This window comes from Streptomonospora mangrovi (genome assembly GCF_027604915.1).
GTDB classification, from domain to species: domain Bacteria; phylum Actinomycetota; class Actinomycetes; order Streptosporangiales; family Streptosporangiaceae; genus Streptomonospora; species Streptomonospora mangrovi.
This window is the reverse complement of sequence record NZ_JAJAQC010000035.1, coordinates 11853-36556: the sequence shown is the minus strand read 5'-3', so window position 1 is coordinate 36556 and position 24704 is coordinate 11853. Positions and strand designations below refer to the sequence as shown.

Below are 24704 nucleotides of genomic sequence, written 5' to 3'. Positions count from 1 at the left end.
CGCCGAAGGGGTGGAGCGCCGGTGAGCGGGGTGGGGGAGCGCGCGGGGCTTGAACCGCCCTCGGTGCTGGTGGTCGACCTCGCGGCGCCGGCGATCTTCGCCGGGGCCAGCGCCGCCGGCACCGCCGCCGACGCCGATGTCGTCACCGACTCCCACGGCCTGCCCTACCTGCCCCGGCACCGCATCGCCGCGCGGCTGCGCGACGCCGCCGTCACGGCGGTGCGCGCCGACCCCGACCTGCTGCCGGCGGCGCACGCGCTGTTCGGGGCCTCCCGCGAGCACGGCCCCGGCCGCATCCTGCGCGTCTCCCACGCCCAGCCGCCCCAGGCGGTGCGCGCCGCCGTCGCCTGGGCGGTGGAGCAGCGGCGCGGCCTCGACGGCGGGGCCGCCGCCCTCGTGCGGGCCGTCACCGACGCCTTCACCTCCGTGGAGAGCGGCGTGGAGATCGACGCCGGCGGCGCCCCCGCCGAAGCCCGGCTGCGCACCGTCCGCGTCGTCACCCCCGGCCTGCGCCTCACCGCCGCCCTGCGCTGGACCCGCCGCCCCGACCCCGCCGAACTCCGCTGCCTGGCGCGCGCCGCCCTCGCGTTCACCCAGGCCGGGCTGAAGGCCAACCGGGGGCGCGGCCGACTCGACGCCCGCCTGGCCGCCGATCCCGACACCGACCCCGACACCGCCCACGCCGCCACCCTGACCTGGGCCGGCCTGGCCCCCGGCGGCGGTGTCCGAGAAGGAGAGGTGTGACGATCACCGACCTCCAGCCCGGCCGCCCCGCCGGTGCCTCCGGCGCGATCGTGCACTCCTACCTCGCACTGCGCTACGTGCTCACCGAGTCGCTGGTGGTCCGCTCGGGCTACGACCCCCTGCGCATCACCACCGACCACGTCGTCAACGGGCGCGCCCAGCGCGGCATGCTCGCCGCCGCCCTGCGCCACGCCGGCCGCGACGACCTGGTCGAGCCCTGGATCGCGCGCGGTACCGCCATCCGGTTCGCGCCGGCCTTCCCCCGGCTGGAGGACCCCGGCGGCGCCGCCGCCACCGTGCCCGCGCCGCGCTGCTGGCACGTCCACACACCCCCCGGGCACACCGCGCCGCTCCTCGCCGACCTGCTGGCCGCGCCCGCCGCGCCCGGCACCGCCTACCGCGCCCTGGGCGGCCTGGTCACCCCCGACCTCACCCGCCGCGCCGTCCCCCGCACCCGCACCGAGCAGTACCTCGGCGTGGCCCGCAGGGACGCCGGGCGCCACGGCGTGCCCTACCTCACCACCAGCCTCGAACCCGGCCAGGTCTTCGAGGCCCGCTGGCAGTTGTCGGCCGCCTCCGCCGAGGAGTTGGCCGACCTCGCCGCCCGCGTCCTCGACGTCCTGGCCGCCGCCGACGGCCTGCTGTCGCTGGGCTCGGGGGGCACCCGCGCCCACGGCGGCGGCATCCGCGTCACCGCCGCGCTGGGCGCCGCGGCGCCGCTCACCCCCGACCGCATCGACTCCGGCCGGCGCGACTGGCCGGCGGGCGAACTCCGCGACCTCCTGCTGCTGGCGCCCGCGCTCGTGGACGACCACCTGGGCCGCCCCGCGCCCGCCGCGCTCACCGCCGCCGCCACCCGCGCGCTGGCCGCCGTCCTGGGCCCCGGCGCGGCCGAACCCGTGGGCGCCCACATCCAGCAGGAGGCCGTCGGCGCCTACCACCGCCTCTACCAGGGGCCCATGGCCGAGCAGTGGGCCGCCGCGCCCGGTTCGGTGGTCCGGCTGCGGGCGCTGCGGACCATCACCCTTGAGCAGATCCGCGCCGTCGAGGCCCGCCCGCTGGGCCGCCGCGCCGCCGACGGCCACGGCGTCGCCGTCCTGCTGCCCGTGGCCGCGCCCGGCCCCGTGCCCGCCGACCACGCGCCCCTGGCCCGCACCGACACCCCCGGCACCGGCGACACCGCCCGCACCACCGACCACCCGCCGCACCCCCCAGCCGCCGTGGAGCCGCCGGGTCCGGAGAGGACGGAACTCCGGACCCGGCCGGTGGCGCTCGCCGACGGCTCCCCGGTCCGCGTCGACCCCGCGTGGGTGGCGGCCGAGGCCGCCGCCGACCCCGCGCGCTCGCCCGTCGCCCGGCTCCAGGACACCCTGCTCACCCGCGCCGCCGCCGACCTCGTCCGCGCCCGCGCCCGCGACCTCGCCCGCCGCTCGGCGCGGCTGCCGCCCGCGCCGCTGCTGGGCCGCCTGCGCGAGGTCGCCGCCGACCCCGGCGCCGACCCCCGCGCCGTGCTCGCCCGCCTGGCCGGGGTCGTCACCGGCGACCCCGACCGCGCCGCGCCGCACACCCCCCTGCCCGAACCCGCCCGCGCCGACCTCGCCGCCACCTCCGTGCCCCACGGCGACACCGAACTCCCGCTGCCGCAGTGGCTCGACTCCGCCGCCGGCGACCCCCGCGCGTGGTGGCGCCACGCCGGCCCCGACCCCGCCGACCTCGCCGCCGCCCTGGCCCCCGTCGACCTCACCTGGCGCCCCGGCGCCGAGGGCGCCCCCGGTGCCGCCGCCCGCGCCTGGAGCGAGCGCCCCGACGTCCGCGCCCGGCTGTCGGCGCAGCTCATCGGCTACTGGCTGGCCGCCGCCGCCTGGATCGGCCGCGACACCGGCCAGCGCGAGGACACCCGGTGACCCCCGCCGGCGCGGCCCGGGCCGGCGCCCACCCGGGCGCCCGCCTCGCCGACCTCGACGACCTCGCCGCCGGCGCCCACCGCCACCCCGTGGTGCTGTGGGAGCTGACCGCCCGCGTGCGGCTGCTCAGCGACACCCACATCGGCTCGGCCGACGACTCCGCGCGCACCGCCGCCGACATCGCCCCCATCGACCGCGACCCCGTCGACCACGTGCCGCGGCTGCGCGCCAGCACCCAGGCCGGCCTGCTGCGCCACCACCTGGCCGCCCGGCTCGGCCCCGACCGCGCCGACGCCGTGGCCGAGCTGTTCGGCGAGGCCGCGCGCGGCACCGACCCCGCCGGCCCCGGCGCCGCCGGCCCCAGCGCCCTGGACATCGACGACTCCTACGCCGAACTCCCGCCCGAGGCCGGGATCGCCGTGCGCGCCGGCAACCGGGTCGATCCCGGCAGCGGCGCCGCCGCGCCCGGCGCCTTCTGGCGCATGGAGACCCTGCCCGCCGGCACCCTCTTCACGCTGACCCTGCGCCTCCAGGTCGCCGACCCCGCCGACGAAGGCCGCCTGCTCGCGCTCGCCGCCCTGGCCGCCGACGGCCTCAACGGCGCCGACCTCGCCCCCGGCGTGGCCATCGGCGCCCGCACCGCCCGCGGCTACGGCGCCGTGCGCTGCGACTCCTGGCACCTGCGCCGCCACGACCTGCGCACCCCCCAGGGGTGGGCCGACTGGTACGCCCTGACCTGGCGGCAGCGTCGCGACCGCGCCCACCGCGCCGTCACCGCCCCCGCCCGCCCGCGCGCCGCCCGGGCCCCCGGCCTGCTCACCCTGGTCCCCGAGCACCTCCAGCGCGACCCCGCCCTGGCCGCCGCCATCGGCGGCGACTACTCCGCGGCGCTGGCCGACCTCGCCACCGACCGCCGCCACCGCGACGAACTCACCCTTACCCTGCGCCTGGCCGAGCGCCCCACCGAGGCGTTCCTGCGCACCGGCGCCGGCACGCCGCCGCGCGCCCCCGGCCCGCGCCCGGGCCTGCTCATGGTCGGCGACACCCCCCGCCTGGGCTCCCTGGGCGAGGTCGACCGCGCCCACCTGAGCCGCCCCAGCGTCGGCGGCGACGGCGCGGTCCAATGGCGCCCCGCGCTCGGCGACACCGCCCTGTTCGCCCTGTTCAAGCGGCTGAGCCGGCGCCTGGTCCGCGACATCTCCGGTGAGTCCGCCACCACCCTGGCAGAGTGGCCCGAGGACAGCCCCGCCCGCCGGCTGCACTCCCGCTGGTGGGGCGGCGACACCCGCTCGGGCGCCGCGCCCGCGCCCTCGGGCATCCGGCTGCGCCAGGCCGCCGAACTCACCGGCGGCACCACCCAGCGCACCACCCGCGTCACCATCGACTCCCTGTTCGGCGACGCCGTCGACTCCACCCTGCTCACCGACGACGTCCACGCCGGCGGCCAGGCCACCGTCACCCTCGACGCCCTCCAGCCCGACGACGCCGTGCGCGGCCTGCTCGCGCTCATCGTCCGCGAACTCCACACCGTCCCGCTGGACGCCATCGGCGGCGGGTCCGGCGCCGGCCACGGCCGCGTCACAGTCACCAGCGCCGTGCTGACCCGCCACGAGCCCGGCTCCGAACCCGACCGCGTCGACCTGCTGGCCGCCATCGACGACGCCCGCAGCCCCGAACGCGCCGCCGTAAGCCCCTGGATCAGCGCGCTGCGCGCGGCCGTCTCCGCCGGCCCCTCCGCCGGCCCAGACGCCGATGGTGCGGCCCGGTGATCCACCCGCCGCCCTCCGGCCCCGCCGCGCCGGCCCCGGAGCGCGGAGGGCGGCCCGCCCCGCCCCGCCGCATGCGCGCGGGACCGCCCGGCGCCGTGTGAGGGCCGCCCGGGCGCGGCGCCCGCCACCGGCGGCACCACCACCCACACCCGAGGAGGCGAAGCGATGCCGACCCCGCTCACCACGGTCCCCGCCGCTGCCGCGGCGCCGCCGCCCGACCCCCGCGGCGCCCGCACCGCCGCCCTGGGCCGGTCCGCCGCGCACGCCGTCCTCGCCGACCTCTTCGCCGCCGCGCCCGCCCGGCGCTGCGCCGCCCTCGACCGCCACGCCCCCGGCGAGCCGCAGTGGCTGCTCGCGGAGTTCGGCGACGGCCGCATCACCGGCGCCTGCCCGCGGCAGCGGTGGCGGCTCTCCAGCGCCGACCCCGAAACCGCCGACCTCTCCGCGCCGCCGCCGGCCCCCGACCTCTCCGACACCTGGCGGCTGCTGGGCGCCTGGGTGTTCAGCCCCTCCGCCCAGATCCACATCGGCGAGGCCGCCGAGGACGCCTGGCTCACCGGCGACGCCCCCGACCTCGACTCCCTGCCCGACTGGCTGCGCCCCCGCGACCGCTCGTTCCTGCTGGCGGGCTGGCACAGCGGCCCGCGCGCCAGCCGCGACCTCGGCGGCGCGATCCCCTTCAGCATCGGCCGCGAACTCTCCGGCACCACCGCCTGCCACCCCGTGAGCTGGCAGGACTTCGACATCGTGCCCGCCGCACCGGGCGCGGCCGAGCCCGCTGAGGTGGGCAGTTGGCTGAGCGTCCGAGAGTACTGGGGGGAGGATCCCGTCACGGGGGCGGTGGGCGTTGTCCTCCACCGACTGACCGGCTACCACGCGGGGGCCAAGCCCACCCCGCCGCGCCGCGCCGCCCCGGACACCCCGGCCGACCGCCGGGACCACCACCTGGAGAACAGGAGGGCACCGTGAGCGACCAGCCACCCCGCCGCGCCCACCGGCCCACTCCAGCCGCCATGCCGCGCCGCCGCCCCACCGGCGGCGGCCACCGCGCCGCCCCCGGCGGGGCGGCGCCCGCCCCGGGCCGGGCGCGCCGCCACGACGACCACCCCGCCCCCACCGTGCCCTGCGGCCCGCCCGACCCCGTGCGCGACCACCAGGCCGTGGCACCCTACGGCCTGGTCCCGCTGCCCGAGCGCCCCATGCCCGCCGAACGCCTTCAGGAGTCCGTCCTGCGCGACGGCACCCCCCAGGAGCGCCTCCTGGCCGGCCACGACCACCGCGTCCCCGGCACCCACACCGGCTGGATCGACGTCGCCGTGCGCACCCTCAGCCCCACGTTCGTGGGCGCCACCCGCGGCGGCGGGCGCCCCGACCGCTCCTTGACCATCGACGGCCGCGCCGCGCTGCCCGGCGCCTCCCTGCGCGGGCTCATCCGCAACACCCTGCGCGTGCTCACCGGCGGCGAGACCGGCCCGGTCAACACCCCGCAGTTGTTCTTCCGCGCGCCCGCCGCCTCCCACAGCGACCGCCGCGCCCGCCACGTCATGCGCAACCTCAACCGGCAGTACCGCCACCGCCACGGCGCCCCCTCCAGCCCGCCCGGGGTGCCGGTCAAGGCCGGCTTCCTGCACCACCGCGCCGACACCGGCGGCTGGGAGATCCTGCCGCTGCCCGTGGAGCGCCCGCTCCAGGTCCGCCTCACCGACCTCCGCGACGACCTCCGCCGCTTCCCCGGGCTGCCGCCCTTCGAACTCCCCCCGCACGAGTCCGGCGACGGCGGCGGCCCCTCCGGCTACGTCCCCGCCGACTTCCACGGCCCCTTCCAGTACCTCGACGTCGTGGCCCTGTGCCCCGACACCCACGGCCGCACCGTGGGCGAGTCCCGCTTCTGGGCCATGACCGTGCTGCCCCCCGGCACCGAGGTCACCTTCGGCCACCGCGAGACCGCCCGCCACCGCCTGCGCGACCGCTGGGAGCAGAAACGCGCCCGCGCCGAACAGTCCCTGCGCCGCGCGGCGGGCGAGCGCTCCCGCTCCTCCTCGCGCGGGCGGCGCAACGACCTCGACCGCGCCCTGGAGCGCGTCGACCACATCGGGTTCCGCGCCTTCGACTGCGTCCTGGTCCTCACCGGCGTGGCGGGCGAGCGCAAGAACGCCTACCTCTTCCCCAAGGACGTCGACCCCGCCCGGCGGCTGCCCGTGCCCGACCACCTCGTGCACCTGGTGGAGTCCGCCGACCAGATCACCCGGTTCCAGGAGCGCAACCACCCCCGCGCCGCGCCCGCCGCCGCCCTGGGCACCGCCTCCGGCCGCCCGCGCGCGGCCCGCCGGGTCGACGGCGGCCTGGCCCGCTCGGGCGCCGAACCCGTCTGGTACCAGGAGGCCGACGGCCGCGTGGTCTCCTTCGGCCGCTCCGGCGGCTACCGGGTGGCGGTGGGGGAGTTCGACCCCGTCAGCCGGGCCGTGCCCGAACCCCTGCTCACCCCGCGCCGCGCGCGCGGCGGCACCGGGCGCGCCCCCGACGTCCCCCGCGCCCTCTTCGGCGACCTCGACCTCCTCCCGGCGCGCGACAACGCCGGCTCGGCCGCGCGCGGGCGGGTCTCGGTGGGCTCGGCCGTCTGCGACGACCCCGACCCCTGGTTCGCCCACCCGCTGCGGGTCGAACTCCTCTCGCCCCAGCGCAGTTGCTTCGCCAACTACCTGCTCCAGCCGGTCTCCGACCGCACCTACGGCACCTCGCCCGACCTGGTCACCTGGTCACACGAAGGCGACGTCCGCCTGGGCGGCTACAAGGTCTACCTGCACCGCTACGACCCCCTGCCCGCCTCCGCGCAGCGCTACGCCCACCTCCACCCCGACCGCGTGGCCGCCGGCCCCACCACCCGCGACGTCCTGCCCATGCGCGAGGGCCTCACCTTCCACGGCCGCATCACCTTCACCAACCTCACCGACGCCGAACTCGGCGCGCTGCTGCGCGCCCTGCACCTGGGCAACCCCGCCGGCGGGGGCGACACCGCCGACCCCCTCTACGCCCACAAGATCGGCCTGGGCAAGGCGCTGGGGTTCGGCAGCGTGCACATCAGCCCGGCCCTCTACCTCATCGACCCCGCCGAACGCGCCAGCTCGCTGGACCCCGGCGCCGGGGTGCACCGCATCGGCGACGAAGGCGTGCAGAAGCTCCTCGACTCCTTCGGCGACGCCCTGCTCACCTGGGAGCGCGAGGAGAGCGTCCGCGCCGGCGAGGCCATCCCCGACGACTGGAGCGACGTCCCCCGCGTCGAGGCGCTGCTGCTGGCGGCCCAGTGGCGCCACCGGCTGCCCGAGAGCTGGACACGGGTCATGGACGTCGAGGAGTTCGCCGTCTTCCCGGTCCTGCCCGGCCTCCAGGACCGGTTCGCCGCCCACGCCCAGGTGCCGCAGCCCGGCACCGATACGGGCTGACCCCCGCGTCCCGGCGGCCCGTGACCCCGGCCGCCGGGACTTCCGCCCCGTCCCGCGCTGGTGCCGGCCCGCTGAGGGCATAGCACCACGACCGCCCCGACGACTCTGCGACCAGCAGAGCGCACCGCGCGCCCGCCGAGGGCATCGCGAACCCGGGGACACCGCCGGGACACCGGTCCCGCCCCCGCCGGGGGCGGGACCGGCGGCGGGCGGGCGCGGCTCAGTCCCGGCCGCGCAGCAGGCGCGCCACGTCCACCGGCAGCCCGGTGCGCATCGACTCGTTGGCCGCCAGCCCGGTCAGCAGCGCGTTGGCGCCGTCGGTGTGGGTGGGGCGCGGCTGGAGCCCGGTGGCGCCGAACAGGGTGTCCAGCAGGTGGGTGTCGCCGCCGCCGTGGGAGCCCTCGCCCACCGCCACCTCGACCTCCTCGGGCGGCTGCCAGTGCCGGCGCAGCAGCAGCCGGGCGGTGGTGTTCTCCTTGGGCGCGGGCATGCCCCGCACCGGGGCCGCCTCGGTGCGCCCGGGGGCGGTGTGGGGGCTCTCGGTGACGTCCAGCTCCAGGCGGCCGCGGCTGCCGGTGATCGCCACCCGGTAGCCCTCCCAGGGGGAGTAGGCCACCAGGTGGTAGCTGAGCGTGGCGCCCGAGGCGTAGCGCACCAGCACCGACATGTCGTCCTCGATGGTGATCCCGGGGCCGAACACGTTCTGGTCGCGCCGGTAGCCGTCCTCGTGCTCGGCCGCCAGGTAGAGCCGGGCCATGTCGTCGCTGTCGGCGATGTGCAGCGCGAAGGGGTCCTCCTGCGCCGCCGGCGCGCCGTGCGCCCGCTCGTAGTCGGCGGCCAGTTCGCGGCGGCGGCCGTTGTGCTCGCCGTAGAAGAACAGGTCGCCCCAGGCGAACACGGTGCGCGGCGCGCTGCCGATCCACCAGTTGACCAGGTCGAAGTGGTGGCTGGCCTTGTGCACGAGCAGGCCGCCGGAGTTCGCCTTCTCGCGGTGCCAGCGGCGGAAGTAGTCGGCGCCGTGGCGCAGGTCCAGCAGCCACTCGAAGTGCACCGACCCCACCTCGCCGATCTCGCCGGCGGCGACGATCTCGCGGACCCGGCGGTGCACCGGGTTGAACCGGTAGTTGAAAGCGACGTTGACCCGGCCGCCGGTGCGCCGCTGGGCGTCGAGGACGCGGCGGCAGCCCTCGGCGTCGGCGGTCATCGGCTTCTCGGTGACCACGTCGCAGCCGGCCTCCAGCGCGGCGCAGATGTAGTCGGCGTGGGTGCGGTCCACGGTGCACACCACGACCTCCCGCACGCGTTCGGCGCGCAGCATGTCGGTGAACGCCTCGGCGGGGTACTCGGGGACGGGGTCGAGCCCGTGCGCGCGCACGATGTCGTTGTGCACGGCCATGCGGGTGCGGTTGGTGTCGCACAGGGCCACAAGGCGCGCGGTGGCGGTGTGGCTGGAGACGAGGGCGGTGGTGTACATCCGGGCGCGGGCGCCGGTGCCCACGACGGCGAAGCGGCGCGGCTGGGGGGCGGTGGCGGGAACGGCCTGGTCGGCGTGTGCGGTCGCGTCGGTCACACTCCAACGGTAAACGCTTTCCCGCGACGGGTCCACCGGTGCGTGCCCGGCGCCGCCGTCGAACGCGCGTCGAATCGGCGTTTGCCCAGGTACGCCCTGTAGGGACGCGGACCCGCCGCCGGGGGTGTCGGCGCGGAGGCGGGCACCACGTCCGGGAAGCGATTGCCAGCGGTATTCCGCAACGATCGGGACACGGTGCCCGCGCGGCCGGGGTGGCGCCCGGGATTTTCCCAACCGGTTCCGCGCTTCGCAATTTTCGACGTCCGCCCAGCAAGGGGCCGCTGCCACGGGAAATTCCGGCGCGCGCGGCCGTCGATCGGGCGTCACCCCTCCATTGACGGCGTATCTCCACGGTGTTAAAAACCGTTCATCCGATCGTGGATAGCGCTTACCAGAACCCGACTCGACCACCTGGCGGTGCGACCGCGACCCGCCTCTCGCGGCCGGCCCCGCACGACCCCCGCACCCCACGTTGCGTTCGTCCGCCTCCGGGCAGACGTGAGGACGGTAGAGCCCATGCACACACCCCCCAGCCCACCCCCGGCCGCACCGCGCGCCCCCTCCCGTGAGGAGCCGGCCGCGTGATCGGGGCCACCCGAGAGCGCACCGCGCCGCCCGGGGCCGAGCCCCCGCCGCCCCGCCCGCGCCGGCGCCGCGTCTCGCGGCTGCGCCGCCGCGACGGCCTGGCCGCCTACGTGTTCCTGGCCCCCTGGTTCGTCGGCCTCATCGCCATCACCGTCGGCCCGATCCTGGCCTCGCTGTACTACTCCTTCACCGACTACTCGCTCATCGGCGACCCGGAGTGGGTGGGCCTGGAGAACTACGTCCGCATGGTCGGCGACGAGCGGCTGCACACCTCGCTCGGCGTCACGTTCACCTACGTGTTCGTGTCGGTGCCGCTGCAACTGGCGCTCGCCCTGGCGCTGGCCATGGTCTTGGACCGCGGTGTGCGCGGCCTGGCGTTCTACCGGTCGGTGTACTACCTGCCCTCGCTGCTGGGCGGCAGCGTGGCCATCGCGATCCTGTGGCGCCGGGTGTTCGGCGCCGACGGCCTGATCAACCAGGTGCTGGCGTTCTTCGGGATCCAGGGCGAGGGCTGGGTCTCCCACCCCGACTACGCCCTGGGCACCCTGGTCATCCTCAACGTCTGGACGTTCGGCGCGCCGATGGTGATCTTCCTGGCCGGACTGCGCCAGATCCCCGTGATGTACCACGAGGCCGCCGCCGTGGACGGCGCCGGCCCGGTGCGGCGGTTCTTCTCCATCACCGTCCCGCTGCTCACGCCGATCATCTTCTTCAACCTGGTGCTCCAGATGATCAACGCCTTCCAGACCTTCACCCAGGCGTTCATCGTCAGCGGCGGAACGGGCGGCCCCTCCGACGCCACCATGTTCTACACGCTCTACCTGTACCAGGAAGGGTTCGGCAACTTCGACATGGGCTACGCCTCGGCCATGGCGTGGCTGCTGCTCGCGATCATCGCCGGGTTCACCGCCGTGAACTTCCTCGCCTCCAAGTACTGGGTCTTTTATGGTGACTAAGCCGCACACCGCCGCCCCCCGCATGTTCGGCCGCCGCCGGCGCCTGCTCACCCACGCGGCGCTGATCGCGTTCGGCCTGGCCATGCTGTATCCGCTGCTGTGGATGGTCTCCAGCTCGTTCAAGCCGACCTCGGAGATCTTCAGCGACCCCAGCCTCATCCCGCGCACGTTCGTCCCGCAGAACTACCCCGAGGGCTGGACCGCGCTGGAGTACCCCTTCCACCACTACATCTGGAACTCGCTGGTGGTGGTGGCCGGCTCGATCGTGGGCAACCTGCTGGCCTGCTCCATGGCCGCCTACGCGTTCGCCCGCCTGGAGTTCCGCGGCCGCCGGCTGTTCTTCGGGATCATGCTCACCACGATCATGCTGCCGATCCACGTGGTGATCGTGCCGCAGTACATCCTGTTCGCCAACCTGGACTGGATCAACACCTACTACCCGCTGATCGTGCCGAAGCTGCTGGCCACCGACGCCTTCTTCATCTTCCTGATGGTGCAGTTCATCCGCGGCCTGCCGCGCGACCTGGACGAGGCGGCGCGCATCGACGGCTGCGGGCACGCCCGGATCTTCCTGCGGATCGTGCTGCCGCTGTCCATGCCGGCGCTGGCCACCACCGCGATCTTCACGTTCATCTGGACCTGGAACGACTTCTTCAGCCAGCTCATCTTCCTGACCGACCCCGAGATGTACACCGTCCCCGTCGCGCTGCGGACCTTCGTCGACTCCCAGAGCCAGACCAGTTGGGGCCCGCTGTTCGCGATGTCGGCGGTCGCGCTCGGCCCGATCTTCGGCTTCTTCCTCGCCGGGCAGCGCTACCTCGTGCGCGGCATCGCGACCACCGGAATCAAGTGACCGAAAGGAACCCGACCATGCGAAAAGGTCTTCGGCCGGCGGCGGGGATCGCCGCGCTGGTGCTGGCCGCGACCGCCTGCGGAGGCGGCTCCGGCGAGGACGAGGTGGTGGAGCTGCGGTTCTCCTGGTGGGGCGCCGACGACCGGCACGCCACCACCCAGGAGGTCATCGAGCGCTTCGAGCAGGCCCACCCCAACATCCGCATCGAGGGCGAGTACACCGACTGGGAGAGCTACTGGGACCGGCTGGCCACCAACACCGCCGCCAACGACGCTCCCGACATCATCACCCAGGAGGAGCGCTACCTGCGCGAGTACGCCGACCGCGGCGCGCTGCTGGACCTCAACGAGGTCTCCGACCAGCTCGACACCTCCCAACTGGACGAGCTGGTCATGCCCGGCGGCGAGCTGGACGGCGCCCTCCACGGCGCCCCCACCGGGGTGAACGCGTTCACGATCATGGCCGACCCCCAGGCGTTCGAGGAGGCGGGCGTGGAGATGCCCGACGACGAGACCTGGACCTGGGAGGAGTACGTCGACACGGCCGTGGAGATCTCCGAGGCCACCGACGGCGAGGTCGTCGGCAGCCAGACGCCCGCCTTCAACGAGCAGAGCTTCCAGATCTTCGCCCGCCAGCGCGGCGAGCAGCTCTACGACGAGAACGGCGACCTGGCCTTCGACACCGCCACCATGACCGAGTACTGGGAGCTGATGCGGCGCCTGCACGAGGAGGGCGGCGCGCCCGGCGCGGCCGAGAGCGTGGAGTACGAGTCGGGCGGCCCCGACCTGTCGGTGCTGGCCACCAACGAGGGCGCCATGGCGGCGTTCTGGACCAACCAGCTCGGCGCCATGGCCGAGACCGCCGGGCGCGACCTGGAGCTGCTGCGGTTCCCCGGCGAGGCGGAGTCCGAGCAGGCCGGGACGTTCTTCAAGCCGGCGATGTTCTACTCCATCTCCGCGGAGACCGAGCACCCCGAGGAGGCGGCCATGTTCGTGGACTACCTGCTCAACGACCCCGAGGCGGCCGAGCTGATCCTGGCCGACCGCGGCCTGCCGGCCAACACCGAGGTCCGCGAGCAGATCCGCGACCAGCTCCCCGAGGCCGACCAGTTGGGCGCCGACTTCCTGGACGAGATCGAGCCCGACGTCGCCGGCGCGGTCCCGCCGCCGCCCATCGGCGCGGGTGAGGTCGTGGACATCACCAAGCGCGTCAACGAGGACCTGATGTTCGGCGAGATCGGCCCCGAGGAGGCCGCCGAGCAGTGGATGTCGGAGGTGGAGGAGGCCACCGGCGACGAGTGAGGCCCGCCCCTCGGCGGGTCGCACCACAGCGGCGGCGCCCGCACCCCCTCATGGGCTCGGGGGTGCGGGCGCCGCTTGGCGCGGGCGGGGAGGTCAGGCGCGCAGCAGCGGGGCCAGTTCGCGCAACTGGGCGGTCTGCTCCTCGACGGTGGGCGCCAGCGGCTGCACGCTGACGTGGTCGGCGCCGGCCGCGCGGTGGGCGTTCACCCGCTCGGCGACGGCGGCGGCGTCGCCCCAGGCCACCAGGGCGTCGACCAGGGCGTCGCTGCCGGTGCCGTTCTCGGCGGTGAGGTCGGCGTCGCTCCAGCCGAGTTCGCGCAGGTTGTTGACGTAGTTGGGCAGCGACAGGTAGATGGCGGTGTACTCGCGGCCGCGCGTGCGGGCGTGCGCGGGGTCGGTGGTGAGCACGACCGCCTGCTCGGGCGCCAGCAGCGGGTCGGGGCCGAGCACCGCGCGCGCCTTGGCGGTGTGCTCGGGGGTGGTGAAGTAGGGGTGGGCGCCCTGGGCGCGGTCGCGGGCCAGTTCCAGCATGCGGGGCCGCAGGGCGGCCAGCACCCGGGGCACGGGCGCGTGCAGCGGGGCGGCGTAGGAGGCGGCGGCGTCCATGGCGTCGAGGTACTCGCGCACGGCGGTCAGCGGCTTGGCGTAGGTGCGGCCCCGCGCGGCCACCAGGGGCGCGTGGCTGACGCCCAGGCCGAGCACGAACCGGTCGGGCCAGGCGTCGGCCAGGGTGTCGGCGGCCGTGGTGGCGAGGATGGCGTCGCGCGACCAGATGCTGGCGATCCCGGTGGCCACGGTGAGGCGCCGGGTGGCCGACAGCAGCACCGCCGCCTTCGACAGCGCCTCGGTGCCGCCGGGGTAGTCGCCGCCGAACCACAGGGCGCCCAGGCCCAGGTCCTCGATCTCGGCCGCCGCGCGCCGCAGGGTGGCGGCGGGCGCGGCGAAGAGGGTGGACCCCAGCCACACCCCGTAGGGGCCGATCCGCTCCTTGAGGGCGGCCGGGTCGGTCTGCGGGGGCGTCTGCTGCTGGCTCATCGGCATCCTCACATCGGTCGTAGCTCCGCTGCCGTCTGGAGGCGAAGCTACTCCATGTTCGTGAGGATGTGAACATGGCGCGCGCCATAGGGCGGTGCCATAATCGAGGGATGCCCAGCCGCACCTCGACCCCGCTCGACCACCCCGAGGAGCGCGAGTTGGAGTTCGCCCGCGTCATGGCGGCGCTGAGCGATCCCGTGCGCCTCGGCATCGTCGCCACCCTGGCCGACCACCCCGGCCTGCCGTGCGGACGCTTCGCCCTGCCCGTGGGCAAGTCGGCGGCCAGCCGCCACTTCCGCGTCCTGCGCGAGGCCGGCCTGCTGCGCCAGTGGGACGAGGGCACGCGCCGCCGCAACGACCTCCGCCGAGCCGAACTCGACCGGCGCTTCCCGGGCCTGCTGGACCTCGCCATCGAGGAGGGGCGGAGGAAGGGCCGCGCGGGGGTCGCGGAGGACGAGGAGCGGTGCTTCTGGCACAGCCGCGTTTAACCTCTTTGGTCTCCACAGTCCGTTCGGTTCGCTTGGTCCCGGCGGTGACCACGCGAAGCGGCCGGGCACCCCGTGAACATGGGGTCCCGGCCGCTGTGCCGTCGCGCCGCTACGCTTCGGCTGCTCCTCCGCGTCACATCACCCCGTGCGGGGCCAGTTCCTCGGGCAGGCGGGAGGCCGCCGCGCGGTCGAGCAGGAACAGGGTGCGCGAGCGGCCCCACGCCCCCGCCGCAGGGACCTGGGTGGGGCCCGCGCCGCTGAGGGCCAGCCGCACGGCGTCGGCCTTGCCCTCGCCCGAGGCGATCACCCACACCTCCCGGGCCGAGCGGATCGCCGGGAACGTCAGCGAGATCCGGGTGGGCGGGGGCTTGGGCGCGCCGCGCACGGCCACCACCGGGCGCTCCTCCTCATACAGCGCGGGCTGCTCGGGGAACAGCGACGCCACATGGGAGTCGGGGCCGATCCCCAGCATGCACACGTCGAACGCGGGCACGGGGGAGTGGTCCTCGTGCCGCGCCGCGCGCGCCAGTCCGGCCGCGTAGCGCTCGGCCGCCCGCTCGGGGTCGTCCCCGTCGGGGCCGTCGGGCGCGGGCATCGGGTGAACCCGGTCCGGGTCCACCCCGACGTGGTCCAGCAGCGCCGCCCGCGCCTGGGTCTCGTTGCGCTCGGGGTCGCCCGTGGGCAGAAACCGCTCGTCGCCCCACCACACGTCCAGCCGCCGCCAGTCCACCGCGTCGCGCGCCGGGGCGGCGGCCAGCTCGGTCAGCACGGCGATGCCGATGCCGCCGCCGGTGAGCACGATCGAGGCCGAGCCCTGCGCGGTCTGGGCGTCGACCAGCCGCGTCACGATGCGCGCCGCCGTGGCCTTGGCCAGCAGCGAGGAGTCGGGGTGGACGATCGCGCCGGGGCGGCTCACACGGGCTCCTCGGTGCGGTCGAGCATGGCCGCCATGAACTTGGCCGTGCGCTCGTAGATCTCGTCGGCGTCGAGGCGGCGCAGCTCCTCGGCCAGCGCCTCGGCCGGGCGGCGGCGGGCCAGCGCCACCGTCTGGTCGGGCTGGTTGGGCCGGGTCAGGGTCGCCACGCGGCCGTCGTAGCGCTGGAGGTTGATGTCGCCCTGCTCGGTCACCAGGCGTGCCCCGGTGATACCCGGGCCGTTGGAGGTGGTGCGCTCCACCCGCACCTCCAGTTGGTCGGCCAGCCAGGCCACGAGCAGGTCGGCGCTGGGATAGCGCGGCTCGGCGGTGACCTCGGCGCCGTTGACCCACCCGCAGGGCTGGTCCATGGTGCTGGCCAGCAGCGACCGCCAGGGGGTGAGCCGGGTCCAGGTGAGGTCGGTGTCGCCGGGCTGGTAGTTGCGGATGCGGTTGAGCAGGTCGGCCACGGGGTCGGCGGCGCGCAGCGCGTCGGTGATGCGGCGGTGCGCCAGCCGGCCCACGGGGTCGGCGCTGGGGTTGGCCGGGCCGATGCCCGGCCACCACGCCACCACCGGGGCGTCGGGCACCAGCAGCGGGGTGACGACCGAGCCGGGGTGGTCGCCCAGCGGGCCGTAGAGGCGCAGCAGCAGCGCCTCGCCCGGTCCGGCGGTGCCGGGGCGGCGGATCTCGGCGTCGATGGCGGGCTCGGCGTCGGGGTCGCGCCGGATCAGCGCGAGGATGCGCGAGGGGTGCTCGCGGCCGGCCTCGGTGGCGGCGCGCACCGCGTCGTAGTGGTCGGCCTCGTCGGTCACCACGATCAGGGTGAGGACCATGTTGAGCGCACCGCCGCCGACGCTGTGCCGCTCGGCGGTCAGCGCCTCGGAGATCTGCGAGGTCGTGGTGCGCGGCAGGTACAGCGTCATGGGTGTCGCCTCCCGAAGGACGTCTGACGGGCAGGGCCGGGCCGGTTTTCCACAGGCCCGCGAAGTGCGTTGGCGGGGCGCGCCGCCCGGGTGCCACGGTGGGTCCATGGACACCGGACTCCTCCGCCGCCCCTGCCACCCCCGCCGGTCCCGGCACCCGCTGCGCGCGGGCGGCCGGCCCCGGCCTCGCCCCCGGCAGCCGGGCGCGCGCCCGCCAGCGCGCGCCGGGCGGTCATGGGCGCCGCCACTGGCGGCCGTCGCGGGCCAGCAGCTCGTGGCCCGACTGCGGACCCCACGTGCCCGCCTCGTACTGCTCGGGGCGGCCCTCCTTGGCCCAGTACTCCTCGATCGGGTCCAGGATCTGCCACGACAGCTCCACCTCCTCCTGGCGGGGGAACAGCGGCGGGTCGCCGATCAGCACGTCCAGGATCAGCCGCTCGTAGGCTTCGGGGCTGGCCTCAGTGAACGACTGCCCGTAGGCGAAGTCCATGGTGACGTCGCGGACCTCCATCGACGCCCCGGGCACCTTCGACCCGAACCGCAGCGTCACACCCTCGTCGGGCTGGATCCGCAGCACCAGCGAGTTCTGCCCCAGGTCCTCCACGTCCACCGAGCTGAACACCTGGTGGGGCGCCCGCTGGAACACCAGCGCCACCTCGGTCACCCGGCGGCCCAGGCGCTTGCCCGTGCGCAGGTAGAACGGCACCCCCGCCCACCGGCGGCTGTTCACCCCCAGTTTCAGCGCGGCGTAGGTCTCGGTGATGGAGTTGGCGGGGATCCCCTCCTCCTCCAGGTAGCCCGGCACATACATCCCGCCCTGCCAGCCGGCGGCGTACTGCCCGCGCGCCGTGCCGGTGGCCAGGTCCTCGGGCAGCTCCACCGCCTCCAGCACCTTCTGCTTCTCGGTGCGGATGCTGTCGGCGCTGAACGTCACCGGCTCCTCCATGGCCACCAGCGCCAGCAGTTGCAGCAGGTGGTTCTGGATCACGTCGCGGGCGGCGCCGATCCCGTCGTAGTAGCCCGCCCGGCCGCCCACGCCGATGTCCTCGGCCATGGTGATCTGCACGTGGTCGACGTAGTTGCGGTTCCACAGCGGCTCGAAGAGCGTGTTGGCGAACCGCAGCGCCATGATGTTCTGGACCGTCTCCTTGCCCAGGTAGTGGTCGATCCGGAACACCGACTGCGGCGGGAACACGTCGTCCACCACCGCGTTCAGCTCGCGGGCGCTCTCCAGGTCGTGGCCGAACGGCTTCTCGATGATCACCCGCCGCCAGGCGCCGTCCTCCGACTCCGCCAGGTTCGACCGCTTGAGCTGCTTGACCACGGTCGGGAACAGCTTGGGCGGCAGCGACAGGTAGAACGCGTAGTTGCCGCCGGTGCCGCGGTCGGCGTCCAGGGCGCGCACCGTGCGCGCCAGCTCGTCGAACGCCGCGTCGTCGTTCAGCTCACCCGAGACGAACCGCACGCCCTCGCTGAGCTGGCGCCACACGTCCTCGCGGAACGGCGTGCGCGCGTGCTCGCGCACCGCCTCGTGCGCCTGGGCCGCGAAGTCCTGGTCCTCCCAGTCGCGGCGGGCGAACCCCACCAGGCCGAAACCCGGTGGCAGCAGCCCGCGGTTGGCCAGGTCATAGATCGCGGGGAGCAGCTTCTTGCGGGCGAGATCGCCCGTGACTCCGAACAGAACGAGCACACTGGGGCCTGCGATGCGGGGCAGCCGGCGGTCCAGTTCGCTGCGCAACGGGTTCGGAATCGCTCCCGGCATCACCGGTTCTTTCAACGTCGACTCCCGTGTCGGTGTTGTGGCTGTCCGCCGTGGCGGCGGGTGGGCGCGCGCCGCTGTCCTGCGGGGCCGGGCCGGCGGCGCTCGGTCGCCCCTGTCTTCACCCCGCCACTTCTCCTTGCACCCCGGGATTTCGTACCCCGGGAGGTCCCGATATCCCGGGATCCGGTGCCCCGGATGGTCCCGGCATCCCGGGAGGTCCCGGTCGCCCGGGAGAACCCGGCGGCCCCGGCGGGCGCGCGCGGGCGCCCGCCCGGGGGCTCCGCCCGGCGCGCCGGCCCGCCCCGCCGCGCGAGGCGCTCCGGCGCCCGCCGGGCGCGGGGCCGCTCAGACCTGCCGGTTGAGCTGCTCGGTCACGCGCGCCAGCAGCCCTTCCCAGGACTTCGCGAACTTGTCCACGCCTTCGTCCTCCAGGGCCTTGACCACGTCCTCGTAGTCGATCCCCAGCGCCGCCAGCGCGTCCAGGTCGGCCTGCGCCTGGGCGTAGGTGCCGCGCACGGTGTCGCCGGTGATCTCGGCGTGGTCGGCGGTGGCCTCCAGGGTCGCCTCGGGCATGGTGTTGACCGTGCCAGGCGCCACCAGTTGGGTCACATAGCGGGTGTCGTCGTAGGAGGGGTCCTTCACCCCGGTCGACGCCCACAGGGGGCGCTGCGGCGCGGCGCCGGCCGCGGCCAGGGCCTTCCACCGCTCCGAGGAGAACACCTCCTCATACGCCTGGTAGGCCAGGCGGGCGTTGGCGATCGCGGCGCGACCGCGCAGCTCCGCGGCCTCGTCGGTGCCGATCTTCTCCAGCCGCTTGTCGATCTCGGTGTCCACCCGGCTGACGAAGAACGACGCCACCGACTGGATCTGCGAGACGTCCAGGCCGTTCTCGCGCGCCTTCTCCAGACCCGACAGAAACGCGTCCATGACACCCCGGTAGCGCTCCAGCGAGAAGATCAGCGTGACGTTCACGTTGATCCCCTCCGACAGCGCCTGGGTGATCGCCGGCAGGCCCTCGGCGGTGGCGGGGATCTTGATGAACAGGTTGGGCCGGTCCACCAGCCACCACAGGGCGCGCGCCTCGGCGGCGGTGCGCTCGGTGTCGCGGGCCAGCCGCGGGTCGACCTCCAGCGACACCCGGCCGTCGAGCCGGCCGGTGGCCTCGTAGGTGTCGCGCAGGACGTCGGCCGCCCAGCGGATGTCGTAGGCGGTGATCGCCCGCACGGCCTCGTCGACCGACACCCCGCGCACCGCGAGGTCGCGCAGTTGGTCGTCGTAGGCGTCGCCCTCCTTGAGGGCCTTGTCGAAGATCGTCGGGTTGGAGGTCACCCCCACCACGCTGCGTTCGTCGATCAGCTTCTTGAGGTTGCCCGAGCGCAGCCGCTCCCGGCTGATGTCGTCCAGCCAGACGGCGACGCCCTCGCCGGACAGTGTCTGCAACGGATTCGTCATGACCTCGCTCTTCCTCGTCGCTGTGGCTCCCGGCCGCGGCCCGGACGGGCGCTGCGCGCGCCCGCCCCGGCGCGGCGGGGGGCCCTCCCTAAGGTTCCTCACCCTCGAAAGGCCCCCCGAACCCGATCAATTCCCGGTGGTCGAACCCTGCTCGCCGCCGAGCTTGGCGAGGCTGGCGTGCACCGCCGCGACTACCCGGTCCGGCGTCAGCCCGAACTGCTCGTAGAGGGTGGTGTAGGGCGCCGACGCGCCGAAGTGCTCCAGGCCGACCGCCACGCCGGCCTCGCCGATGAACTCGTGCCAGCCCAGCGCCACACCGGCCTCCACCGACACCCGCGCGCGCACCGCCGAGGGCAGCACGCTGTTGCGGTAGGCGGAGTCCTGCGCGCGGAACCACTCCACGCTGGGCATCGACACCACCCGGGTGGGGGTGCCCGACTCCTCCAGGCGGGCGCGCGCCTCCAGGGCGATCGCCACCTCGCTGCCGGTCGCGATGATCAGCGCCTGGGGCTGGCCGTTGCCCGCCTCGGCCAGGATGTAGCCGCCCTTGGCGGTGTTGTCGGCCGAGGCCAGCTCGGTGCGGTCCAGCGTGGGCACGTTCTGCCGGGTCAGCGCCAGCGCCGCCGGGCGCTCCCGCTGGCGCAGGATCGTCCGCCAGGCCACCGCCGTCTCGTTGGCGTCGGCGGGGCGCACCACGTCCAGGCCCGGGATCGCGCGCAGCGACCACAGGTGCTCCACCGGCTGGTGGGTGGGGCCGTCCTCGCCCAGGCCGATGGAGTCGTGGGTCCACACATAGGTCACGGGCAGGCCCATGAGCGCGGCCAGCCGCACCGCCGGGCGCATGTAGTCGCTGAACACCAGGAACGTGCCGCCGTAGGGGCGGGTGGGGCCGTGCAGCGCCATCCCGTTGAGGATCGCGCCCATGCCGTGCTCGCGGATCCCGAAGTGCAGCACCCGGCCGAACCGGTTGCCCGAGAACGCCTTGGTGGAGTACTCCTCGGGGATGAACGACGGCTCGCCCTTGGGCGTGGTGTTGTTGGAGCCCGCCAGGTCGGCCGACCCGCCCCACAGCTCGGGCAGCACCGGCGCGATCGCGCTCAGCACCTCGCCGCTGGCCTTGCGGGTGGCCATGCCCTTGGCGCTGGCCTCGAACACCGGCAGCGACTTCTCCCAGTCCTGGGGGAGCCGCCCGGAGTGCAGCCGGTCGAACAGTTCGGCGCGCTCGCCGGCGTTCTCGCGCCAGGCGGCGAACTCCCGCTCCCACGCGGAGCGGGCGCTGCGGCCGCGCTCCACCGCGCCGCGGGTGTGCTCGATCACGTCCTCGGCCACCTCGAAGGAGTGGGCCGGGTCCAGGCCCATGGCCTCCTTGGTGGCCGCGACCTCCTCGGCGCCCATGGCCGCGCCGTGGATCGCGCCGGTGTTCTGCTTGTTGGGCGAGGGCCACCCGATGATCGTGCGCAGCCGGATGAACGACGGCCGCTCGGTCTCGGCCTGGGCCGCCAGCACGGCGCGGTGCAGCTCCTCGACGTCCTCGGAGTAGGACCCGCCGGCGGTCCAGTCGACCTCCTGCACGTGCCAGCCGTAGGCGCGGTAGCGGGCGGCGACGTCCTCGGAGAACGCGATCTGGGTGTCGTCCTCGATGGAGATGTGGTTGTCGTCGTAGATCAGCACCAGGTTGCCGAGCTTCTGGGTGCCGGCCAGGGCGCTGGCCTCGTGGCTGATGCCCTCCTGCACGTCGCCGTCGGAGCAGATCGCGTAGACGAAGTGGTCGAACGGGCTCTCGCCGGGCGCCGACTCCGGGTCGAACAGGCCGCGCTCGCGGCGGGCGGCCATGGCCATGCCCACCGCGTTGCCGATGCCCTGGCCCAGCGGACCGGTGGTGGTCTCGACCCCGGGGGTGTGGTGCACCTCGGGGTGGCCGGGGGTGAGGCTGTCCCACTGCCGCAGCCGCTTGAGGTCGTCGAGCGTCAGGCCGTACCCGGCGAGGTAGAGCTGGATATAGAGGGTGAGGCTGGAGTGGCCGCACGACAGCACGAACCGGTCGCGGCCCACCCAGGCGGGCTCGGAGGGGTCGTGCCGCATGATCTTCTGGAACAGCAGGTAGGCCGCCGGCGCCAGGCTCATCGCGGTGCCGGGGTGACCTGAACCCGCCTCCTCAACCGCGTCCATCGCGAGGGCGCGCACCGTGTCGACCGCACGCCGGTCGAGATCCGACCACTCAAGGGCTTGGGAGGTGTCGCTTTTCACGCGGGCTCAGGGCTCCTTTCGGGCATCCGGCGACTCCCGGCCGATAGTTTCGGCCGGGTCGCGAATGTAATGAGTTGTCCGAGGTCGCGTGCCTGCCGAAGGCAGCCGTCCACGGGGACTACCGCCGCACGGTGGCCGCCGAGCCGCTCGGCCGACGCCCGGACGCGGGCCCGAACCCGGCCCCGTCGCCCGCCGAACACGACAGGTTCGACCATCTGCGAGCCTATCGTCCCAATGCCGACCCAGGGATGTTCGACACGTCTCACACAGCCCTCGCGCCGCGGCCCGCCGCGCCTCCGGATCGCCGCCGCTCACGGCGCGGGCGCGCACCGGGCGGCCAGGTCGGCCCCGGCGGCGCCGAGGAGCGGCGGGGGGAGCGGGGGCGTGGCGGGCGTGCGCGCGGGAGCGGGGTGTGCGACCCTGCCAGCGTGCCCCGCGCCGCGCCCGGCCGGGCGCCGGCCCCCGCCGCGCCCCGCGTCGCCGGGGGTCAGCGGGCCGCGCGGTGCCGAAACCGCCCCGGTCAAGCCCGCTCGCGGGCAAGTACTACAGTATGTCGTTGACGGGGTTGTCGCGGGATCCGGCGTGGCGCCGGAATGCGGACCCCGCGACGGCGAGCAGAACACCCCTGAGTTCCTTTTGAGGTTGCGCGTGTCAGTGTCCGGAGTGCGGATGACCCCCGATTCCTCGGCGCCCGGCGCCGAGCCGAACGCGCGGCGGCGCTGATGGCCCTCGCGAACCGCGCGGCCTCCGGCGGCGGGGCCGGCAGCCCCGCGCCCGAGACCCCCGAACCCGGCGCCGGTCCCCGCACCCGGCGCTCCGCCTTCGGCGCGCACGTGCGCGCCTACGTGGCGCTGTCCAAGCCGCGCGTCATCGAGTTGCTGCTGATCACCACCATCCCGGTGATGTTCGTGGCCGCCCAGGGCGTGCCCCCGCTGTGGACGGCGGTGGCCACCCTGGTCTTCGGCACGATGTCGGCGGCCAGCGCCAACGCGATCAACTGCTACATCGACCGCGACATCGACCAGGAGATGCGGCGCACCCGCCGCCGCCCGGTGGCCATGGCGCAGGTGACCCCGCGCGGCACCATCGTCTACGGGCTGGTCCTGGCGGTGGGCTCCACGGTCGGGTTCGCCCTGCTGGTGAACCTGCTGTCGGCGGCGCTGTCGCTGTTCGCGATCCTCTTCTACATCTTCGTCTACACCCTGCTGCTCAAGCGGCGCACCGCCCAGAACGTGGTCTGGGGCGGGATCGCCGGCTGCATGCCGGTGCTCATCGGCTGGAGCGCGGTCACCAACCGGCTCGACTGGGCGCCGTTCGTGCTGTTCCTCGTGGTGTTCTTCTGGACCCCGCCGCACACCTGGGCGCTGGCCATGCGCTACCGCGAGGACTACGCCGCCGCCAAGGTGCCCATGCTGCCCGTGGTGGCCGGCGAGCGCCGCGTGCTGCTGGAGTGCGTCCTCTACAGTTGGGCCACGGTCGCCACTTCGCTGCTGCTGTGGCCGGTGGCCGGCACCACCCTGCTCTACCCGGTGGTGGCGGCGGTGCTGGGCGGCGTGCTGCTGGTCCAGGCCCACCGCCTGCTGGCCCGGGTCCGCGCCGGCGCCACGGGCACCCAGTTGCGCACCATGGGGTTCTTCCACCTGTCCAACGCCTACCTGGCCCTGCTGTTCTGCGCGGTCACGGTCGACCCGCTGCTGGCGGGCGTGCTGGCCTAGAGCGGCCGGCGGGACAGGCGCAAGCGGTCGGTGGCCCCTGGGGGCCGCCGACCGCTTTCCGGTGGTGGAGGCACCCGACGCGCGGCCGCGCTAGGCCGCGGACTCCGCGTCCTCGGTGATACGCCGCAGCGTCCGCAGCCCCATGCGGCTTATGGGCGGGTTGCTGTGCAGGTAGTACCAGACCAGGCCGATCGCCTGCTCGAAGGCCCAGGCGCGGCCCCGCTCCCACTCCGCGCCGTCGCAGTCCAGCGCCTCGCGCACAAGGTCCCGCGGCCGCTTCTCCAGCAGGTGCCAGGCGCTCACGAGGTCGAGAGCGGGGTCGGCCGGTCCCAGCCCGCCCACGTCGAGCAGTCCGGTGAGGCGCCCTTGGCGCACCAGGAGGTTGCCCGGTATCAGGTCGGTGTGGCTCATCACGTCGGGCCGCGGCCCCCGGGGCAGGTCCCGCATCCGCTCCCAGAGGCGCCGCAGGGCCGCGACCTCCACCAGCCCCTCGCTGCGCTCCAGGCAGGTGCGCACCCAGGCGTCGTGGTCGGCCAGGCGGCCGCCGCGACCGGACCCGGCGAACACGCGGCCGCGGACGTCCATGGCCCGCAGGCGCCGGATGAGGTCGGCGACGTCCAGGGCCAGGGCGGTGCTTTCCCCGATGCCGGCGACCTGGTCGGCCGGTGTCCCGGGCAGCCACGTCCACACCGCCCACGGCAGGGGGTACCCCTCGCCGGGCCCGCCGATCGCCACCGGCCGGGGCGTGGCCACCGGGCTGTGCCCGGCGATCTCCCGCGCGGCCGCGGCCTCGGCCGCCAGGCGCCGGTGGACAGCGGCGGGATCGCCGGGGGTCAGCGGGAACCGGAGCGCCAACCGCTCGCCCATCCGGTACACGGTGTGCACCGTGCCGCCGGGCACAACGGGGGAGAGCGGCAGAGAGGCCCACTGCGGGAACTGGGCGGCGACGAGGGCGGCGGCCGTCGGCTCTGCCACCGTGATCTGGTCGGCGTGCATGCGCATCGGCTCAGCTTGGCACCGCGCGTCCGAACCGACACCGGGTTT

Annotated in this window: 18 protein-coding genes; 10 read left to right on the top strand and 8 right to left on the bottom strand. The window is 75.1% G+C overall.

The features are described from left to right. The first annotated feature begins 21 nt into the window (after positions 1 to 21). From LG943_RS18840 to LG943_RS18820, 5 genes are all read left to right on the top strand, one after another. Positions 22 to 744, top strand: coding sequence for a hypothetical protein (locus LG943_RS18840; RefSeq protein ID WP_270073635.1), 723 nt, complete (start codon positions 22 to 24; stop codon positions 742 to 744). Then, entirely contained in the window at positions 741 to 2648 is a 1908-nt protein-coding gene (locus LG943_RS18835; RefSeq protein ID WP_270073634.1) for a hypothetical protein, read from the top strand. Before LG943_RS18840 ends, LG943_RS18835 begins: the two co-directional genes overlap by 4 nt. Continuing rightward, a complete protein-coding gene (locus tag LG943_RS18830) occupies positions 2645 to 4417 on the top strand; it encodes an RAMP superfamily CRISPR-associated protein (protein WP_270073633.1) in 1773 nt (590 codons plus the stop codon). Before LG943_RS18835 ends, LG943_RS18830 begins: the two co-directional genes overlap by 4 nt. A gap of 165 nt (positions 4418 to 4582) precedes the next feature. After that, entirely contained in the window at positions 4583 to 5386 is an 804-nt protein-coding gene (locus tag LG943_RS18825; protein WP_270073632.1) for a hypothetical protein, read from the top strand. Continuing rightward, entirely contained in the window at positions 5383 to 7857 is a 2475-nt protein-coding gene (locus LG943_RS18820) for a TIGR03986 family type III CRISPR-associated RAMP protein (RefSeq protein ID WP_270073631.1), read from the top strand. The genes LG943_RS18825 and LG943_RS18820 overlap by 4 nt, the downstream gene beginning before the upstream one ends. A gap of 220 nt (positions 7858 to 8077) precedes the next feature. On the opposite strand, the gene LG943_RS18815 is transcribed toward LG943_RS18820, so the two are convergent. Beyond that, positions 8078 to 9427 carry a Gfo/Idh/MocA family oxidoreductase gene (locus LG943_RS18815; RefSeq protein ID WP_270073630.1) on the bottom strand — a complete coding sequence of 450 codons (1350 nt, stop codon included), beginning with the start codon at positions 9425 to 9427 and terminating at the stop codon, positions 8078 to 8080. Positions 9428 to 10011: 584 nt separating this feature from the next. Between LG943_RS18815 and LG943_RS18810 the strand changes: the two genes are divergently transcribed. Genes LG943_RS18810 through LG943_RS18800 form a run of 3 tightly spaced genes read left to right on the top strand, consistent with a single transcriptional unit; the run spans position 10012 to position 13122 of the window. Beyond that, positions 10012 to 10968 (top strand): carbohydrate ABC transporter permease, encoded by a 957-nt coding sequence (locus LG943_RS18810; RefSeq protein ID WP_408648615.1) that lies wholly within the window; start codon positions 10012 to 10014, stop codon positions 10966 to 10968. Beyond that, positions 10958 to 11821, top strand: coding sequence for a carbohydrate ABC transporter permease (locus LG943_RS18805; RefSeq protein WP_270073629.1), 864 nt, complete (start codon positions 10958 to 10960; stop codon positions 11819 to 11821). The genes LG943_RS18810 and LG943_RS18805 overlap by 11 nt, the downstream gene beginning before the upstream one ends. Positions 11822 to 11838: 17 nt before the next feature. After that, entirely contained in the window at positions 11839 to 13122 is a 1284-nt protein-coding gene (locus LG943_RS18800; RefSeq protein ID WP_270073628.1) for an ABC transporter substrate-binding protein, read from the top strand. A gap of 93 nt (positions 13123 to 13215) precedes the next feature. Here LG943_RS18800 and LG943_RS18795 read toward each other — a convergent pair whose 3' ends face one another. Further along, entirely contained in the window at positions 13216 to 14157 is a 942-nt protein-coding gene (locus tag LG943_RS18795; RefSeq protein WP_270073627.1) for a TIGR03620 family F420-dependent LLM class oxidoreductase, read from the bottom strand. 110 nt (positions 14158 to 14267) lie between these two features. On the opposite strand from LG943_RS18795, the gene LG943_RS18790 reads away from it, so the two are divergent. After that, entirely contained in the window at positions 14268 to 14645 is a 378-nt protein-coding gene (locus LG943_RS18790) for an ArsR/SmtB family transcription factor (RefSeq protein ID WP_270073626.1), read from the top strand. 133 nt (positions 14646 to 14778) lie between these two features. Here the strand turns inward: LG943_RS18790 and pgl are convergent, their stop codons facing one another. From pgl to tkt, 5 genes are all read right to left on the bottom strand, one after another. Continuing rightward, positions 14779 to 15561: a 6-phosphogluconolactonase gene (pgl, locus tag LG943_RS18785; protein WP_270073625.1), complete on the bottom strand. Its 783-nt coding sequence runs from the start codon at positions 15559 to 15561 to the stop codon at positions 14779 to 14781. Continuing rightward, positions 15558 to 16484: a glucose-6-phosphate dehydrogenase assembly protein OpcA gene (locus LG943_RS18780; RefSeq protein WP_270073624.1), complete on the bottom strand. Its 927-nt coding sequence runs from the start codon at positions 16482 to 16484 to the stop codon at positions 15558 to 15560. The genes pgl and LG943_RS18780 overlap by 4 nt, the downstream gene beginning before the upstream one ends. Before the next feature lie 232 nt (positions 16485 to 16716). Then, positions 16717 to 18246: a glucose-6-phosphate dehydrogenase gene (zwf, locus tag LG943_RS18775; RefSeq protein WP_270073623.1), complete on the bottom strand. Its 1530-nt coding sequence runs from the start codon at positions 18244 to 18246 to the stop codon at positions 16717 to 16719. 345 nt (positions 18247 to 18591) lie between these two features. Further along, on the bottom strand, positions 18592 to 19698 hold the full coding sequence (tal, locus tag LG943_RS18770) for a transaldolase (protein WP_270073622.1): 1107 nt from the start codon (positions 19696 to 19698) through the stop codon (positions 18592 to 18594). 126 nt (positions 19699 to 19824) lie between these two features. Continuing rightward, the gene (gene tkt / locus LG943_RS18765; protein WP_270073621.1) at positions 19825 to 21945 is read right to left on the bottom strand and encodes a transketolase; all 2121 of its coding nucleotides are present in this window, start codon (positions 21943 to 21945) and stop codon (positions 19825 to 19827) included. A gap of 722 nt (positions 21946 to 22667) precedes the next feature. Between tkt and LG943_RS18760 the strand changes: the two genes are divergently transcribed. Then, on the top strand, positions 22668 to 23660 hold the full coding sequence (locus tag LG943_RS18760; protein ID WP_270073620.1) for a heme o synthase: 993 nt from the start codon (positions 22668 to 22670) through the stop codon (positions 23658 to 23660). A gap of 90 nt (positions 23661 to 23750) precedes the next feature. On the opposite strand, the gene LG943_RS18755 is transcribed toward LG943_RS18760, so the two are convergent. After that, positions 23751 to 24662 (bottom strand): phosphotransferase, encoded by a 912-nt coding sequence (locus tag LG943_RS18755; RefSeq protein WP_270073619.1) that lies wholly within the window; start codon positions 24660 to 24662, stop codon positions 23751 to 23753. Positions 24663 to 24704: the final 42 nt, after the last annotated feature.

Excerpts from the sequence above, each read along its gene's own strand:
- LG943_RS18825 (WP_270073632.1), top strand. The coding sequence starts at position 4,583 with ATGCCGACCCCGCTCACCACGGTCCCCGCCGCTGCCGCGGCGCCGCCG.
- LG943_RS18805 (WP_270073629.1), top strand. The coding sequence starts at position 10,958 with ATGGTGACTAAGCCGCACACCGCCGCCCCCCGCATGTTCGGCCGCCGC.
- LG943_RS18800 (WP_270073628.1), top strand. The coding sequence starts at position 11,839 with ATGCGAAAAGGTCTTCGGCCGGCGGCGGGGATCGCCGCGCTGGTGCTG.
- LG943_RS18795 (WP_270073627.1), bottom strand. The coding sequence starts at position 14,157 with ATGAGCCAGCAGCAGACGCCCCCGCAGACCGACCCGGCCGCCCTCAAG.
- LG943_RS18790 (WP_270073626.1), top strand. The coding sequence starts at position 14,268 with ATGCCCAGCCGCACCTCGACCCCGCTCGACCACCCCGAGGAGCGCGAG.
- LG943_RS18780 (WP_270073624.1), bottom strand. The coding sequence starts at position 16,484 with ATGACGCTGTACCTGCCGCGCACCACGACCTCGCAGATCTCCGAGGCG.
- zwf (WP_270073623.1), bottom strand. The coding sequence starts at position 18,246 with ATGCCGGGAGCGATTCCGAACCCGTTGCGCAGCGAACTGGACCGCCGG.
- tal (WP_270073622.1), bottom strand. The coding sequence starts at position 19,698 with ATGACGAATCCGTTGCAGACACTGTCCGGCGAGGGCGTCGCCGTCTGG.
- LG943_RS18760 (WP_270073620.1), top strand. The coding sequence starts at position 22,668 with ATGGCCCTCGCGAACCGCGCGGCCTCCGGCGGCGGGGCCGGCAGCCCC.
- LG943_RS18755 (WP_270073619.1), bottom strand. The coding sequence starts at position 24,662 with ATGCGCATGCACGCCGACCAGATCACGGTGGCAGAGCCGACGGCCGCC.